This window comes from Nonomuraea sp. NPDC005983 (assembly GCF_040614375.1).
Classification (GTDB): domain Bacteria; phylum Actinomycetota; class Actinomycetes; order Streptosporangiales; family Streptosporangiaceae; genus Nonomuraea.
In genome coordinates this window covers 80,392-94,891 of the sequence record NZ_JBEXUP010000017.1, presented here as the reverse complement: position 1 = coordinate 94,891, position 14,500 = coordinate 80,392, and the positions used below count along the sequence as shown (strand labels likewise).

At 70.0% G+C, this 14,500-nt stretch carries 15 protein-coding genes; 7 read left to right on the top strand and 8 right to left on the bottom strand.

Translation table 11 applies throughout. From position 1 onward, the window contains the following. The 6 genes from ABZ297_RS11245 to ABZ297_RS11220 all read right to left on the bottom strand — a co-directional run. Positions 1–915: S8 family serine peptidase (locus ABZ297_RS11245; RefSeq protein ID WP_355343019.1), on the bottom strand; the 915-nt coding region annotated here is incomplete at its 3' end. Next, positions 909–1,811 carry a hypothetical protein gene (locus ABZ297_RS11240; RefSeq protein ID WP_355343016.1) on the bottom strand — a complete coding sequence of 301 codons (903 nt, stop codon included), beginning with the start codon at positions 1,809–1,811 and terminating at the stop codon, positions 909–911. The genes ABZ297_RS11240 and ABZ297_RS11245, both read right to left, overlap by 7 nt. A 56-nt stretch (positions 1,812–1,867) precedes the next feature. Next, positions 1,868–3,082 carry a S8 family serine peptidase gene (locus ABZ297_RS11235; protein ID WP_355343013.1) on the bottom strand — a complete coding sequence of 405 codons (1,215 nt, stop codon included), beginning with the start codon at positions 3,080–3,082 and terminating at the stop codon, positions 1,868–1,870. Then, complete coding sequence (locus ABZ297_RS11230) at positions 3,076–3,795, bottom strand: hypothetical protein (RefSeq protein ID WP_355343010.1); 720 nt, start codon at positions 3,793–3,795, stop codon at positions 3,076–3,078. Before ABZ297_RS11230 ends, ABZ297_RS11235 begins: the two co-directional genes overlap by 7 nt. A 57-nt stretch (positions 3,796–3,852) precedes the next feature. Continuing rightward, positions 3,853–5,034, bottom strand: a complete 1,182-nt coding sequence (gene moeZ / locus ABZ297_RS11225; RefSeq protein ID WP_355343007.1) for an adenylyltransferase/sulfurtransferase MoeZ — start codon at positions 5,032–5,034, stop codon at positions 3,853–3,855. A 43-nt stretch (positions 5,035–5,077) separates the two neighbouring features. Continuing rightward, complete coding sequence (locus ABZ297_RS11220) at positions 5,078–5,977, bottom strand: alpha/beta hydrolase (protein WP_355343004.1); 900 nt, start codon at positions 5,975–5,977, stop codon at positions 5,078–5,080. Between the two features lie 447 nt (positions 5,978–6,424). Between ABZ297_RS11220 and ABZ297_RS11215 the strand changes: the two genes are divergently transcribed. Continuing rightward, positions 6,425–6,820, top strand: a complete 396-nt coding sequence (locus ABZ297_RS11215) for a hypothetical protein (RefSeq protein WP_355343001.1) — start codon at positions 6,425–6,427, stop codon at positions 6,818–6,820. A 439-nt stretch (positions 6,821–7,259) separates the two neighbouring features. Here ABZ297_RS11215 and ABZ297_RS11210 read toward each other — a convergent pair whose 3' ends face one another. Next, positions 7,260–8,141 carry a Ku protein gene (locus ABZ297_RS11210; protein ID WP_355342998.1) on the bottom strand — a complete coding sequence of 294 codons (882 nt, stop codon included), beginning with the start codon at positions 8,139–8,141 and terminating at the stop codon, positions 7,260–7,262. A gap of 82 nt (positions 8,142–8,223) precedes the next feature. Between ABZ297_RS11210 and ligD (ABZ297_RS11205) the strand changes: the two genes are divergently transcribed. From ligD (ABZ297_RS11205) to ABZ297_RS11185, 5 genes are all read left to right on the top strand, one after another. Then, positions 8,224–9,105, top strand: a complete 882-nt coding sequence (gene ligD, locus ABZ297_RS11205; protein WP_355342995.1) for a non-homologous end-joining DNA ligase — start codon at positions 8,224–8,226, stop codon at positions 9,103–9,105. Then, positions 9,102–9,974, top strand: coding sequence for a non-homologous end-joining DNA ligase (ligD, locus tag ABZ297_RS11200; RefSeq protein ID WP_355342992.1), 873 nt, complete (start codon positions 9,102–9,104; stop codon positions 9,972–9,974). The genes ligD (ABZ297_RS11205) and ligD (ABZ297_RS11200) overlap by 4 nt, the downstream gene beginning before the upstream one ends. A gap of 32 nt (positions 9,975–10,006) precedes the next feature. Continuing rightward, entirely contained in the window at positions 10,007–10,225 is a 219-nt protein-coding gene (locus tag ABZ297_RS11195; protein WP_350811214.1) for a hypothetical protein, read from the top strand. A 63-nt stretch (positions 10,226–10,288) separates the two neighbouring features. Continuing rightward, entirely contained in the window at positions 10,289–10,909 is a 621-nt protein-coding gene (locus ABZ297_RS11190; protein ID WP_355342989.1) for a TetR/AcrR family transcriptional regulator, read from the top strand. Positions 10,910–10,996: 87 nt separating this feature from the next. Then, positions 10,997–11,227, top strand: a complete 231-nt coding sequence (locus tag ABZ297_RS11185) for a DUF3107 domain-containing protein (protein WP_355342986.1) — start codon at positions 10,997–10,999, stop codon at positions 11,225–11,227. A gap of 496 nt (positions 11,228–11,723) precedes the next feature. Here the strand turns inward: ABZ297_RS11185 and ABZ297_RS11180 are convergent, their stop codons facing one another. Next, on the bottom strand, positions 11,724–12,368 hold the full coding sequence (locus ABZ297_RS11180) for a ferritin-like fold-containing protein (RefSeq protein ID WP_355342983.1): 645 nt from the start codon (positions 12,366–12,368) through the stop codon (positions 11,724–11,726). Between the two features lie 340 nt (positions 12,369–12,708). On the opposite strand from ABZ297_RS11180, the gene ABZ297_RS11175 reads away from it, so the two are divergent. Continuing rightward, complete coding sequence (locus ABZ297_RS11175; protein WP_355342980.1) at positions 12,709–14,430, top strand: DEAD/DEAH box helicase; 1,722 nt, start codon at positions 12,709–12,711, stop codon at positions 14,428–14,430. Positions 14,431–14,500: the final 70 nt, after the last annotated feature.

Below are 14,500 nucleotides of genomic sequence, written 5' to 3'. Positions count from 1 at the left end.
GTCGTACCCGGCGGCCGGGCGGCCCCTGGCGCTGGCGGCCAGCGCCTGCGCGACCTGCTCGGGCCCCAGGCGGGGGTGGCGCGCCTTGATCAGCGCGGCCACGCCCGCGACGAGCGCGGCGGCCGAGCTGGTGCCCTCGGACAGCTCGTAGCCGCCCGTCCGCTTCGCCACCGGCACGCCCACACCCGGCGCTGAGACGAGCACCGACAGGTTGTCGCTGCTGAAGGCGGCGCCCTTGCCCTGTTTGTCCACGGCCGCCACCCCGATCACCCCCGGATATCCGGCGGGGAAGCTCCAGTAGGAGGTGCTGTTGTCCTTGGCGTACTTGGTCTGGCCGTCGTTGCCGACGGCGGCGACCAGCACGACGCCCTTGCCGAGCGCGTACGAGACCGCCTCGCGCTCCGACCTGAGCGGCCCGTAGGAGCCGATCGACATGCTGACGACCTGCACGCCGTGGTTGGCCGCGTAACGCAGGGCGCGAGCCAGCGGGGTGTCCAGCGCGGACTGCTGGTCCTCCTGGGGGGCGACCGAGTTGAGCGGGTCGTCCTCTTCCACCGACAGCGGCAGCGACAGGATGCGGGACTCTGGCGCGACCCCGACCAGCCCCTTGTCCGTGCCGGACCCGGCGATCAGCGCCGCCATGGCGGTGCCGTGCTGGCCGGGTGTCACCTGCTTCTCCAGGCTGGCCGAGGTCATGTCGGGGCCGAGGGTGACGCGTCCGCGCAGCTCCTTCAGCCCGGCGTCCACGCCGGTGTCGGCGACGGCGACGGTGACGCCCTTGCCCTTGGTGAGCGTCCAGGCCTGCTCGACGTTGAGCGCGTCGAGCACCCACTGCTGCTGCTCTCTGACGGGCGCCGCCGCGGGGCCCTGGATCGCGAGCAGCACGGCGGTCAGCGTGCGGACGGCGCTCAGCACACGTTCCCCTGGGTGCAGGGCGGGACCTTGGGCGGGTCCGCCAGGAAGTAGGCGATCTGGTTGCCGACGGACTTGGCCGCCGGCCAGAGCTCGCTGTGCAGGATCTCCTCCGGCGGGATGGCGGCCCTGGTGCGCCCGTCGGCGTAGCCCGCGGTGGAGAAGACGATGTACGGGCCGGCGCCCACCCAGCCGGTGCGCTGCCGCTGCTCGACGCCGAACCGCTCGGTCACCGTGCCGGGGAAGGAGACGGGCAGCACGCCGACCCGGTCGTCCTGGCCGAGCTGCTCGGTCGCGGAGACCCTGGACTGCTCGTCCTTCAGGACGGCGACGCCGACGGTGATGACGAACGTGGACGTCTGGTCGACGTAGGTCGCGCGCAGGACGGTGACGCACCCGTGCTCGTTGAGCACCCCGGCCACCGCGGAGTCCACAGCCTTGCCGCACTCGGTCTCGGGGGCGATGCCGACGCGCCTGGCGTACTGCTGGGCCTGGTCGAGGCCGATGTACTTGACCTCGTCGGGGAAGACGCCGGAGGCGGGCCACGCCTGCCAGCGCCTGGCGATCTCCTCCTGCTTGTAGCGGTTCTGCTCGTCCGGGGTGAGCGGGCGCGCCCTGGTCTCCTGGAACAGCCCGACGGTGCCGAGCAGCACCACCACGGCCGACACCGCGACGATGGCGCCCACCAGCATGACGAACCAGCGGCGGTAGCGGACGCCCTCGCGCAGCGCGGCCTGTTCGGCGCGTTCCTTGGCGGCGGCCGTGACACGGGAGCCCGCCGCGGGCCAGGAGCGCACGCGTGACCTGCGGCCGGTGGTGGCGCCGAGCGGGTTCCTCCGTCCCGGTGTGGCTCCTCCCCCGCCGCGCGGCAGCCCTGAGGTCGACCTACGTCCCTTCACCACCGCCTCGATCCCCGGTTCGCTCGTTGTCTCTTTCGTCCCCCTTGGGGGGCGGATCATGCGTCTTGCCCATCCTGAGCCCGGCGTAGCCGCCTGACCAGCGCGAAGATGAACCCCAGCGAGGCCAGCGCGCCGACGGCCGCGACGAGGGCGACCACGCCGTAGGTCGTGACGCGGCCGTGGTCCCTCGTGATGACCTTGACGGGGCCGGCAGAACCGCCGCCGACGCGCTGGGCGGGGTCCTGCGCCTGCGCGCCCTCGGCCGTCTGGGTGTGCGGGGCCAGCTTGCCCGCCTCGGCCAACGCCTTGGCGGCGTTGACCACGCCGAACCCGGTTCCGGTGTCGTAGCCGCCCGGCGGGCGGTCGGTCGCGCTGGCGGTCAGGGCCTGCACGACCAGCGACGGCGACATATCGGGATATTTCGCTTTTATCAGGGCGGCCACTCCGGACACCAGCGCCGTCGCCTGCGAGGTGCCCCTGCCCACCCAGTACTCGTCGCCCGGCCCCGCGCCCATGATGTCCACGCCCGGCGCGGCCAGAACCACCGAGGAGTTCCAATTCGAGAACGTCGCCCGGCGCAGCCTCCGGTCGGTCGCCCCCACCGAGACCACCCCCGGGAAGGCCGCCGGATAGGAGTAAGGGGCGAACCCGCTCGCGTCGGGTTTGCCGTCGCCGTCGTTGCCCGCGGCGGCCACCAGCACCACGTTCCTGGAGATCGCGTAGCGGATCGCCGCCCGCTCCTCCCTGGTCGCCAGCTCCTTGGAGATCGACATGTTGATCACCTCGGCGCCCTGGTCGACCGCGTACCGGATGCCTCTGGCCACCACGTCCTCGAACTGCTCGGCCGAGTTGAACTCGCGGAACCCCGGCTCCTCGTCCTCCAGGATGACCCGGACCGACAGCAGCTTGGCCTCGGGGGCGACGCCGATGACGCCCCGCTCTCCGCCGGGGCCGTGGCCGTGGCCGGCGATCAGCGAGGCCATGTAGGTGCCGTGCAGGCGGCTCGGCGGCACCCCCGGCGGGTTGGCGCCCTCGGTGAAGTCCCTGCCCACCGTCACGGAGCCGGCCAGGTCGCGGTGGTGCGGATCGACGCCGGAGTCGAGGACGGCCACGGTGACGCCCGCGCCCTTGCTCTCCCGCCACGCTTTCGGCAGGTCGAGCGTACTGATCACGGGCTGCTGCCCGCCGCGCACGTCGTCGGCCAGCGCGGGCGCCGCCGCGCCCAGCAGCGCCGCCGCGGCCACGGCGAGCACCCCGCCACGCCTCAGCACTGCCACTCCGGTGAGGCGCAGTCGGGCATCCGCGGCGTGCTCAGGTCGGCCAGGACGTGCTCGGAGATCTCCGCGGCGAACGCGAAGATGGTCGGACGCTGCTCGCCCACGGCCTTCGCGGGCCTGCCGTCCACCTGCCCGGCCGTGGTCAGCACCAGGTACGGGCCGGCCTGCCGGACGGAGCCCACCTGCCGCACCGGCGGGGTGAACCGGTCGGCGACCGTGCCCTCGAAGGCCAGCGGGCGCAGGCCGGGCACCGGCTTGCCCGTCTCGGGGAAGGCCGACTTGGCGCGGAGGGCGTCCACCTCGTCGGGCAGCGCGACCACGCCGACCGTGACCATCACTCCCTGCAGCGCGTCGATGTAGGTGGCGCGCAGCACCGCACGGCAGCCCGCCTGGCGCAGCGTCCTGGCCGCCTTGGCGTCGACCGAGCCGGCGCACGCGGTGCGCGGGGAGATGCCGACGCGGCTGGCCCGCTCCTCGCCGCCCTGCTCCGCGGAGTACGGAAGGGAGGCGGGGAAGATCCGGCCCGTCTGCCAGGTGCGCCACCGCTCGGCCACCTCCCGCTTCGCCGCCGCGTGCAGCTCGGACGTGCTGGGCCCCCGGGTGAGCTCGGAGCCCGCCGCGCTGCCCGCGACTCCGGCGGCCACCGCGCAGACCAGGGTCAGCGCGGAGGCGGCCACGAGGGCGGGGCCAGGGCGGGCGTTGTTCACGCCAACGACCTTAATGCGGAGGACCGGCTGTCATCCGCATTAAGGCCGGTATGGGTCTCAGTACGTCGGCAGGCTCGGGTCGACTGTCTTGACCCAGCTCAGCACGCCGCCGCCCACATGGACGGCGTCGGAGAACCCGGCGTTCTTCACCACCGCGAGCGCCTCGGCCGACCGCGCGCCCGACTTGCAGTGCAGCACGATGCGCTTGTCCTGCGGCAGCTTCTCCAAGGCGTTGCCGTTGAGGAACTCGCCCTTGGGGATCAGCGTGGCGCCGGGGATGGAGACGATCTCGTACTCGTTCGGCTCGCGGACGTCGACGAGGAAGATGTTCTCGCCGTTGTCCTGCATCGCCTTGAGCTCCTGGGCGGTAATCGTGGAGCCGCTGGCAGCCTCGGCCGCCTCGTCGGAGATCGTGCCGCAGAACGCCTCGTAGTCGTCGAGCAGCTCGGTGACCGTGGGGTTCTTGCCGCAGAGCACGCACTCGGGGTCCTTGCGGACCTTGACGTCGCGGTACTTCATCTCCAGGGCGTCATAGATCATCAGCCGGCCGACGAGCGGGTCGCCGACGCCGGTGAGCAGCTTGATGGCCTCGTTGACCTGGATGGAGCCGATCGACGCGCACAGCACGCCGAGCACGCCGCCCTCGGCGCACGACGGGACCATGCCGGGAGGCGGGGGCTCGGGGTAGAGGCAGCGGTAGCAGGGGCCGTGCTCGGCCCAGAACACGCTGGCCTGGCCGTCGAAGCGGTAGATCGAGCCCCAGACGTACGGCTTGCCGAGCAGCACCGCGGCGTCGTTCACCATGTAACGGGTGGCGAAGTTGTCGGTGCCATCGACGATGAGGTCGTAGCCGGAGAAGATCTCCATCACGTTCTCGGTGGTCAGCGCCGTGTTGTGGATGACGACGTCGACCAGCGGGTTGATCTCCCGGACCGAGGCGGCGGCGCTCTCGGCCTTCAGCCTGCCCACGTCGGACTGGCCGTGGATGATCTGGCGCTGCAGGTTCGACTCGTCGACGACGTCGAAGTCGATGATGCCGAGCGTGCCGACGCCCGCCGCCGCGAGGTACATGAGCGCGGGCGAACCGAGCCCTCCGGCGCCCACACACAGCACTTTGGCGTTCTTCAGCCGCTTCTGCCCGGCCATCCCCACGTCGGGGATGATCAGGTGGCGCGAGTAGCGGCGCACTTCGTCGACGGTCAGCTCGGCGGCCGGCTCGACCAGCGGTGGCAACGACACTTTCTACGCTCCCGTTTCCAGGGGTCCTGTCCCTCACTGAAACCTACTTGGCGAGTGGGGCATTCCCCAATCGTGTCTCACTGATCAGACGGCGTGCTTCGACGGCCACGACCTGCGGCATCTCCATCATCGCCACGTGCCCGGCGCGCGGCAGCAGCACCAGCCTGACCTGACGGAAGGCCCTGCCCGCCTTGGCGGCCATCGCCGGCCGGACCAGGCGGTCGCGCCTGCCGTGGACGATCAGGGTCGGCGCCTGGATCCTCTCGGCCTGGCGCCACAGGTTCTCCTCGCCCCGGCGGAAGTACTCCGCCACGATGCCCCGGGCCGAGCCGATCATGGCCGCGCCCGCGTGCGGCAGGCCGTCGCGCCTGCGCAACTCGTCGACGGCCTCGCGCAGCCGCTCCGGGTGCACGCTTTCCGCGTCGGCCCAGACCATCGCGAAGCTCGCGTTGATCCGCTGCTCGGCCGGGATCATTCGCATCGTGGCCGCCACCCACTCCCCCAGCCTGGGAGTCGCCGCGGCGGCGATGCGGACGGGCCCGTACCTGGGCATCAGGTCGGGCAGCGCGGGCGAGATGAGCGTGAGCGAGCGCACCAGGTCCGGACGGGTGGCGGCGACCCGGACGGCGACCGCGCCGCCGAGCGAGTTGCCGAACAGGTGGGAGGGGCCCGTCTCCTCCAGCAGCCCGGCCACGGCGCGGGCGTGACCGGCGACGGTGTAGTCGCCGTCGGCGGGGGCGGGCGAGAACCCGGCGCCCGGCAGGTCGATGGCGTGGCCGGTGACCACGTCCTTCAGCTCGTCCATCAAGTCTGTCCAGTTGGTGGCGGAACCGGCCAGTCCGTGCACGAACACGGCCTGCTCCGGAGCGCCGTCCGGGGTCGATCTGACGTGTACCGAGCCGATCGTCCGTCCTGGCCAGTGCGGGATCGGCGCTGTTGGCATGCGGCCTCCTTCTCGCTCACTCCACGATAACCGGCCCTGGCCCGCCATAATTCCCATTCCACACAAATGCGGCCCTAATGGTACTTATTCGGACATTCTACGCATTGGACCTTGCCTCAACCGTTCGTCACGGACTGCGCCACCACCCCCTCGGGCGAACCACGAGACGGCGACATCCGCAACCCCCTCCCCGCCAATCAGAGTGGTTGCGCAGGCATCCGAGAGCCAGGGGCGAAAACGGACAAATCCTGTCATTTCATTTCATAAATACTTAATGCAAGCAATGAGATTGTTAGTGTATAGCAAAAGAGGACGACCGCCGTTTGCGTGGCCTGCGCACCGGAAATGAAATCGCATGGATGACGCATTAGTCGCCATCCGAGATATTTTTCGATCAGTCCGGAAAATATCTAGAACGGGGCAACCGATCCTTTAGGGGGGAATTCAATGCCCAAGTTCAAGAGTGTCCTCGCGGGCCTCGCGGTCAGCACCGCCATGGCCGGTGGAGTCGTCAGCCTGGGCGGGCTGGCCACTGCGAGCGCCGCCAACGCCACGACTGCCTCCGCCAGCACTGGCACCTCCGTCCTCACCTGGGGCTGCGGCCGTCGCTGCGGCGGCTGGGGCGGCGGCTGGGGCGGCGGCGGCGGCTGGGGCGGCGGCCGTCAGGGCCGCCAGCGGGTGAAGCTCAGGGTCCGCATCCACAACAACAACACCAACAACGTCCGCGGCTTCTCGGACGCTGACGCCCGTCAGCGCCAGGACAACGAGGCGGAGGCGCGCCAGCGTCAGCAGGAGCGTCAGTTCCAGTTCAACCGGAACGACGACGAGAACGAAGAGGACTAGTCACCGCGCGGTGGCGCCCCACGCGGGCGTCCCACGCAGAGGCCAGTCGAGGACGTAGCCATGCGACCGGCTCCCGGTCGAGGTGAGTTCCGGACGCGCGGCTGAGTGCCTGTGTTCTCCAGGATCATCGTTTCGCCACGGCAGGCGATGACCCCGTACAGAACACAGGCACTCGAAAAGGCCGCCGGCCCGAAATTCGCCCGGAGAATTCGTTCTCTCATGGTATTCCGGCGGAATGGACAACGGGTTCGTCCCATCTCTCCCTCGGAAACTCTTCAAAGGCGCCTTCGGCAACGTCGCCGAAGGCGCCTTTTCCTTTTCTTCTCCCGGCCGTCTTCATCCCGGCTGACTTCTCCTGGCTCTCCCGGCTCGGCCGCTTGAGCTGAAGGGAGACCCGCGAGCGCGACGACGCGGCCGGGCCGGCTCGCGGTGGACCCGGTCAGGCAGACTTGCGGGGCTTGCGCTTCTGGGCCTTCTCCTCGGCGTCCTTCGCGATCTCCTTCGACGCCTTGGCGGCCTTCCCCGGCTTGGCCGGCTCGCCGGTCCGCTCCCGCTTGGCCGCTTCGACGCTCGCCCGCAGCGCGGCCATGAGGTCCACGGCGGGGCCGGCCTCCTCCTCGACCTCCGGCGGCACGATGACCTCCTTGCCCGCCACCTTGGCCTCGATCACTTCCTGCAGGGCCTCGCGGTAGGCGTCGCGGTACTCGGTCGGGTCGAAGTCCGCCTCCATCGTGCTGATCAGCGACTCGGCCATCTGCAGTTCCTGCGGCCGCACCTCGACGTCCTCTTCCAGGAAGGCGAAGTCGGGCTTGCGGATCTCGTCCGGCCAGAACATGGTCTCCAGCACGAACACGCCGTCGCGCACCCGCAGCGTGGCCAGCGACTCGCGCTGGCGCAGCGCCACCTTGACCACCGCGACCTGCCCCGAGCTCTCCAGCGCGTTCCTCAGCAGCATGTACGGCTTCGCGCCCTGGCCGTCGGGCTCCAGGTAGTACGACTTGGCGAAGTAGATCGGGTCGATCTGTTCGGCGGGGGTGAACTGGAGGACGTCGATCCTGCGCGAGGTGCTGAGCGGGAGGTCCTCGAAGTCCTCGTCGGTGAGAACCACGATCTCGCCCGTGGCCAGTTCGTAGCCCTTGGCGATGTCGGAGTACGAGACCTCCTCGCCGTCCAGCGTGCACACGCGCTTGTAGCGGATCCTGCCGCCGTCCTCGCGGTGAACCTGGTGGAAGGTGACGTCCTTCTGCTCCGTCGCGGAGTAGACCTTGATCGGGATGGTGACCAGCCCAAAGGAGATCGCACCTTTCCAGATGCTGCGCATGGGGCAACTCCTCAGCTGTAGCGCGGATCCAGATGGGCACATACCCGTCATGGGGCGACCAATGCCAACCCAGATTGAACCAATGCTGGCCGTACCTGGGGAACTGCCCCTGGATCGCGAGCGGTACGGCCTGGAGGTCAAGTGGGACGGCATCCGGGCGCTCGTCCACCTGAACGGCGGGCTGAGGGTGACGGGACGCCACGGAGCCGAATACACCCACCGGTATCCCGAAATTTCGGGGTTCGGGGTGAAGAGTGCGGTGATCGACGGCGAGGTCGTGGCGCTGGACCCGCGCGGCAGGCCCAGCTTCGTCCGCCTGCAGCACCGCATGCACCTGACCGACCCGGAACCCCGGATGCTGGAGCTGTACCCCGTCACCTACCTGCCCTTCGACCTGCTCTACCTGGACGGCCTGCCGCTGTTCGACCTGCCCTACCGCGACCGGCGCAGCCTGCTCGACGAGCTGGACATCGGCGCCCCGCCCTCCTTCCCCGGCGACTCCGACCTGCTGGCCGCCACCCGCGAGCAGGGGCTGGAAGGCGTGGTCGCCAAGCGGCTCGACTCGCCGTACCGGCCGGGCGTGCGATCCCCGTGGTGGGTGAAGGTCAAGCACCTGAGCACCACGGAGGTCGTGATCGGCGGCTGGAAGCCCGGCAAGGGCCGCCGCACGGGCGGGATCGGCTCGCTGCTCATGGGGGTGTTCACGGGCGAGGGGCTGACCTACGTCGGGCACGTCGGCACCGGCTTCACCGACGCCGCGCTGGACCACCTGCACACACTCCTGCGACCGTTGGAGGTGTCGAAGAGCCCCTTCCGCAACGAGCCGCCCTGGCGCAACCGCTGGGTTAGACCCGAGCTGGTCGGGGAGGTGGGCTACACGATGTGGACCGACGAGCTGAGGCTGCGCCATCCGGTGTGGCGCGGGCTGCGTCCCGACAGGATCCCTGCGGAGGTGACGCGGTGAAGGTGCCGGTCAGGGTGGACGGCCGGGAGCTGATACTGACCAACCTGGACAAGGTGCTCTACCCGGAGATCGGCTTCACCAAGGCCGAGGTCATCGACTACTACAGCCGCGTGACCCCGGCCATCCTCCCTCACCTCCGCGGCCGTCCGCTGACCGCCAAGCGCTACCCCAACGGCGTCGCCGGGGCGTTCTTCTTCGAGAAGAACGCCCCGGAACACACCCCCGGATGGATCAGGAAGGTCAGGCTGCCCGTGCCGGGCAGCACCAAGAACCGCGAGACCATCGACTTCGCGATCGTGGACGACCTGCCGACGCTCGTCTTCTACGCCAACCTGGCCGCCCTGGAACTGCACGTGCCGCAGTGGCGGGTCTCGGACGACGGCGAGGCGCTGCCGCCCGACACGCTCGTCTTCGACCTCGACCCCGGCCCGCCCGCGACCATCGTCGAGTGCTGCCGGGTGGCGCTCATGCTCAGGGAGGTCCTCCAGGCGGAGGGCCTCACCGCCAGGCCGAAGACCAGCGGCAACAAGGGCATGCAGCTCTACGCCGACTGGGACTGCCGCGAGGAGCCGTCCGTGTACGCCAGGCGGATCGCCAGGTTCCTGGAGAAGGAGCGGCCGAAGCAGGTGGTCAGCGTGATGACCAAGAAGCTCAGGCCCGGCAAGGTGTTCATCGACTGGAGCCAGAACAACCCGGCCAAGACCACCGTCGCGCCGTACTCGCTGCGCGCCGTGCGGCGTCCGGCCGTCTCGACTCCGCTGCTGTGGAAGGAGGTCGAAAGCTGCGAGCACCCCGACGATCTGGTGTTCACCGCACCCGACGTGCTCGCCAGAGTGGAGGAACACGGCGACCTTTTCGCTCAGGCGTAGTCTGGACCCGTCCACACCTAGAGGGGGACCCGATGTCGGAGATGGACACCCGCGGGAACGACAGCACCATCCTCGAGGGCGAGCGGGAACGGCCGATCGAGGCTCCGGAGGTCGACGCGGCCGAGCAGTACAGCCAGATGCGCGAAGAGGCCGGCAGGCTGAGCGAGGAGCTCCCGCTCGAGGTCAACCCTGCCGACGCCGCCGAACAGGATCGCCTGGTCGGCCAGGACGATGATGACGACTATCGATGAGCGGCCGGCGCCTCGCCCGTAGGATGTCCCAACCAACCCCATGAGAACCCACTGGAGACCCGCGTGACCGCCACCCCGGATGCCAAACCCCGGGGCACACGGCTGCCCCGGCTAGCCCGCCGCCGCCAGCTCCTCAGCGCCGCGCAGGAAGTGTTCGTGGAGAACGGCTATCACGCCGCCGCCATGGATGAGATCGCCGACCGGGCAGGGGTCAGCAAGCCCGTCCTGTACCAGCACTTCCCCGGCAAGCTCGAACTGTATCTGGCCCTGCTCGACCTCCACGTCGACGACATGATCAACCGTTGTCGCGACGCGCTGGCCTCCACCCACGAGAACAAGCTCCGCGTCCAGGCCACGTTCAGCGCGTTCTTCGACTTCGTCTCCACCCAGGGCGAGGCGTTCCGCCTCGTCTTCGAGTCCGACCTGCGCAACGTGGCGCCCGTACGGCAGCGCGTGGAGCGCTCGCTGCGCGAGTGCGCGGAGATGGTGAGCGCGGTGATCCAGGAGGACACCGGCTGCACCAGCGACGAGGCCCACCTGCTCGGCATCGGGCTGGTCGGCATGGCCGAGGTGAGCGCCCGCTACTGGGTCACCACGCACGGCTCCATCCCCAAGGACGCGGCCGAGCAGCTGATGGCCCGGCTGGCCTGGCGCGGCATCAGCGGTTTTCCGCGTACGGCTTAACTCGTTCGCTCGGCGCGGATCTTCTGCGCTTTCGCGCTGGCCACGCGCGACGATGGGGTGAGCTGGTGGCCGTCGAAAGGGAGCACGATGGAAGTGAAGATCGGCGTACGATCCGTACACCGTGAGCTCGTTGTCGAGACCGAGCTCTCGTCCGAGCAGGTCGAAGAGGAGATCAGGAACGCGCTCGCCGTCGAACGCGGGTTGTTCGCCCTGACCGACGTGAAGGGCAGGCGCGTGATCGTGCCGGTCGCCTCGATCGGGTTCATCGAGATCGGCGAGGACGAAGCCAGGCCCGTCGGCTTCGGCGGCACCCTGTAGCCGCCCAGCCCCCGCTCCCGGGTCCGCGCGATCGTCGGCCCGGCCCCACCGGCAGGTTCCGTTCCACGCCTGCCGGGCGAGCGGCGGGTCGAGAGTACGGCTGTCCCCTGCCTGCCATGAGAGCCGCACGCCGAGAGCGCGACAGAGTTTCTCATCGGGGTGCGGCTCGCGGGCCGTACCCCGGCCCGGCTACAGCGCGTCGGGCGAGCGCCAGACCGTGGAGCACCAGCCCCGGCCCGCCGCGTAGGCGTCAGCCTTCGGCGCAGGCGCGGGGCGCGCCGATCCGGCATCCGCGAGGTCGCCGTCGCCGGGGGACGTCGTCGTGCCTCGGCTCGATGGTCGGGCAGGCCGCGCTCCCCCTCCACAACACGGCGCGCGAGGTCCAGCGATTCGGCCCACATCTGGTCAGGGAACTGCCGTAGCGGCGCGAAGCCCTCATGTTCGCACGGTACAACCGTTCGCGCTCTCGCGCCGCTCGATACGCGGACCGGCTGCCTCAGAGGCCGAGCGCGGCCATCCGCTTGTTGTGCGCCTCGGTCAGCCTGGCGAACAGCCGGGAGATCTCGGCCTGGTCGTCGGGCGCCGCCTCGATGAGCAGCCGCGCCAGCTCCGGACGGGCCGCGGCGACCTGCTGGCTCTGGCTGAGCGCCTCGCCCACCAGGCGGCGCGCCCACAGTGCCAGCCGTCCGGCCGCTGTCGGATCCGCCCGCAGCCCGGCCCTGACCCGGTCCACCGCGAACTCCGAGCGGCCCTCGTCGGCCAGCACCTCGTCGACCAGCTTGCCGATCGACGGGTCCAGATGGCCGGCGGCCTCGCGGTAGAAGTCGAGCGCGATGCCGACTCCCACGTACGCCTTGACCAGCGCCTGTAGCCAGTCGCCGGGCTTGGTCTGGGTGTGCCAGGCGTCCAGCGCCGGGGCGAACGGCGACATCGCCTGCTCGGGGTCGGCGCCCAGTTCGGACAGCCGGTCGCGGAGAAGGCGGAAGTGCGCGTACTCGGCCACGGCGAGCTCGCTCAGCGCGGCCTGGTCGGCCAGCGAAGGGGCCAGGACCGCGGCGTCCTCGGTCATCCGGGCGAACGCGCTGAGCTCCGCGTAGGCCAGCACACCGAGCAGGTCGACGACACCAGGGGACTCGTTCATGGAACGCAGCGTACTTCGGGAACAACGGGAAACTCGGCCTGCGTTGTGGTATCGAGTACACTGCTCTGTGAAAGTGCGACCGCACTGTGTTAATTCGGGGCGATCTACCCCGATAACCCCCCGTTCCCCGGGTCTGCGGTCGCTGATGACATGAGAGGGCTGGCTCTACCGCGAGGACCCAAGTACGGCGAATGACACCGCCCGTCGGTCCCGGCAGGCCCGCCTTCATTTGAGACTGAGGCAGGCCACGCTGACGACTTTCCGAGACCTGGGAGTCACACCAGAAATCGCCGATGCCCTCGAGACCGAGGGCATCACCACACCATTCCCCATCCAGGAAATGGCCCTTCCCCTCGCCCTTAGCGGCCAGGATCTCATCGGCCAGGCGCGTACCGGCACTGGCAAGACCTACGCGTTCGGCATCGCCATGCTCCAGAGCATCGGCAAGCCGCGCAAGAACCGCAAGAAGCCGCGCGGGCTCGTCATCGTCCCGACCCGCGAACTGGCGGTGCAGGTCAGTGAAGACCTCGTCACCGCCGCGGGCAAGCTCGGCTCCCGCGTCCTGACCGTGTACGGCGGACGCGCGTACGAGCCGCAGATCGAGGCGCTCAAGGCCGGCGTCGACGTGATCGTCGGCACCCCGGGCCGCCTGCTCGACCTGGTCAAGCAGAAGCACCTCGACCTGGGTCAGATCACCTCGCTCGTGCTCGACGAGGCCGACCGCATGCTCGACCTGGGCTTCCTGCCCGACATCGAGCGCATCTTCAAGCTGATCCCCGCGCAGCGGCAGACCATGCTCTTCTCGGCGACCATGCCGGGCGAGATCGTCTCGCTGTCGCGCAAGTACCTCAACCGTCCCACGCACGTCCGCGCAGAGCACGACAGCGGCGAGGGTGAGACCACTCCGCAGGTCCGCCAGCTCGTCTGGCGCGCCCACCGGATGGACAAGATCGAGATCGTCTCGCGGCTGCTCCAGGCCGAGGGGCGCGGGCTCACCATGGTCTTCTGCGAGACCAAGCGGGCCTGCGACATGGTCGCGGAGCAGCTCGACACGCGTGGTTTCGCGGTCGCGGCCGTCCACGGCGACCTCGGGCAGGGCCAGCGCGAGCAGGCGCTGCGCGCCTTCCGCAACGGCAAGATCGACGTGCTGGTCGCCACCGATGTGGCGGCGCGCGGCATCGACATCGACGACGTCACCCACGTGGTCAACTACGACTGCCCCACCGACGACAAGACCTACGTGCACCGCATCGGCCGCACCGGCCGAGCAGGGCGCACGGGCATCTCGGTCACGTTCGTCGAGTGGGAGGAGCTGACCCGCTGGAAGATGATCAACCAGATGCTCGGCCTCGAGTTCGCCGAGCCCGAGGAGACCTACTCCACCTCACCGCACGTCTACACCGAGCTGAGCATCCCTGAGGGCACCAAGGGCGTCCTGCCGCACGCCAACCGCTCACGGGCGGGGCTGTCGGCGGAACGCATCGAGGACCTCGGCGAGACCGGTCGCTCCCGCGCCCGTGGCGGCAGACGCCGCGACGAGCGCGAGGAACGTCCGCCCCGCACGCCACGCCAGCGCCGCCGCACGCGCGGTGGCCAGCCCACGGAAGAGGTCACAGCCGTCGATACGCCGGAGGTCGAGCTGATGGACAGTCGCCGTCGTCCCCGCAAGTCCGAGGAGACGCCTGCGATCATCACCACGGACGAGATCGAGGCCGCCGCCGAGCCGCGCCGTACCCGGACTCGCACCCGGGTCGCCGACCAGGCGCCGGTCAGGGAGCCCGCCGTTGAGCAGGCGCCCGTCCGGGAGCAGGCGCCCGTCCGCGAGCAGGCGCCGGCGGCGGTCGCCGAGGCCGAGCCGAGCTTCCTCACCCCGCCGCCCCCTCCGGTGCGTTCGGAGCCGGAGCGCATCGTCCCGGCCAGCCCGTTCACGGTGATCTTCCAATCACCTGACCTGGCGACCGACGACGACGACATCGCCCCGTCGGCGGCGAGCGAGCGGCAGCAGCAGCGTCGCTCGCGTCAGCGCGGCAACAACAACAACAACCGCCGCCGCGCGGGCTGACCCTCCACCGGGCACCCGCACGGCACGCCTGAGGCGCGCGTCGCACACCGCGACGCGCGCTTCTCGGTTC

Bases quoted from the DNA above. Each gene is read 5' to 3' on its own strand.
- ABZ297_RS11175 (WP_355342980.1), top strand. From the start codon at position 12,709: ATGGCCCTTCCCCTCGCCCTTAGCGGCCAGGATCTCATCGGCCAGGCG.
- ABZ297_RS11215 (WP_355343001.1), top strand. From the start codon at position 6,425: ATGCCCAAGTTCAAGAGTGTCCTCGCGGGCCTCGCGGTCAGCACCGCC.
- ABZ297_RS11185 (WP_355342986.1), top strand. From the start codon at position 10,997: ATGGAAGTGAAGATCGGCGTACGATCCGTACACCGTGAGCTCGTTGTC.
- ABZ297_RS11210 (WP_355342998.1), bottom strand. From the start codon at position 8,141: ATGCGCAGCATCTGGAAAGGTGCGATCTCCTTTGGGCTGGTCACCATC.
- ABZ297_RS11195 (WP_350811214.1), top strand. From the start codon at position 10,007: ATGTCGGAGATGGACACCCGCGGGAACGACAGCACCATCCTCGAGGGC.
- ligD (WP_355342995.1), top strand. From the start codon at position 8,224: ATGCTGGCCGTACCTGGGGAACTGCCCCTGGATCGCGAGCGGTACGGC.
- ABZ297_RS11220 (WP_355343004.1), bottom strand. From the start codon at position 5,977: ATGCCAACAGCGCCGATCCCGCACTGGCCAGGACGGACGATCGGCTCG.
- ABZ297_RS11180 (WP_355342983.1), bottom strand. From the start codon at position 12,368: ATGAACGAGTCCCCTGGTGTCGTCGACCTGCTCGGTGTGCTGGCCTAC.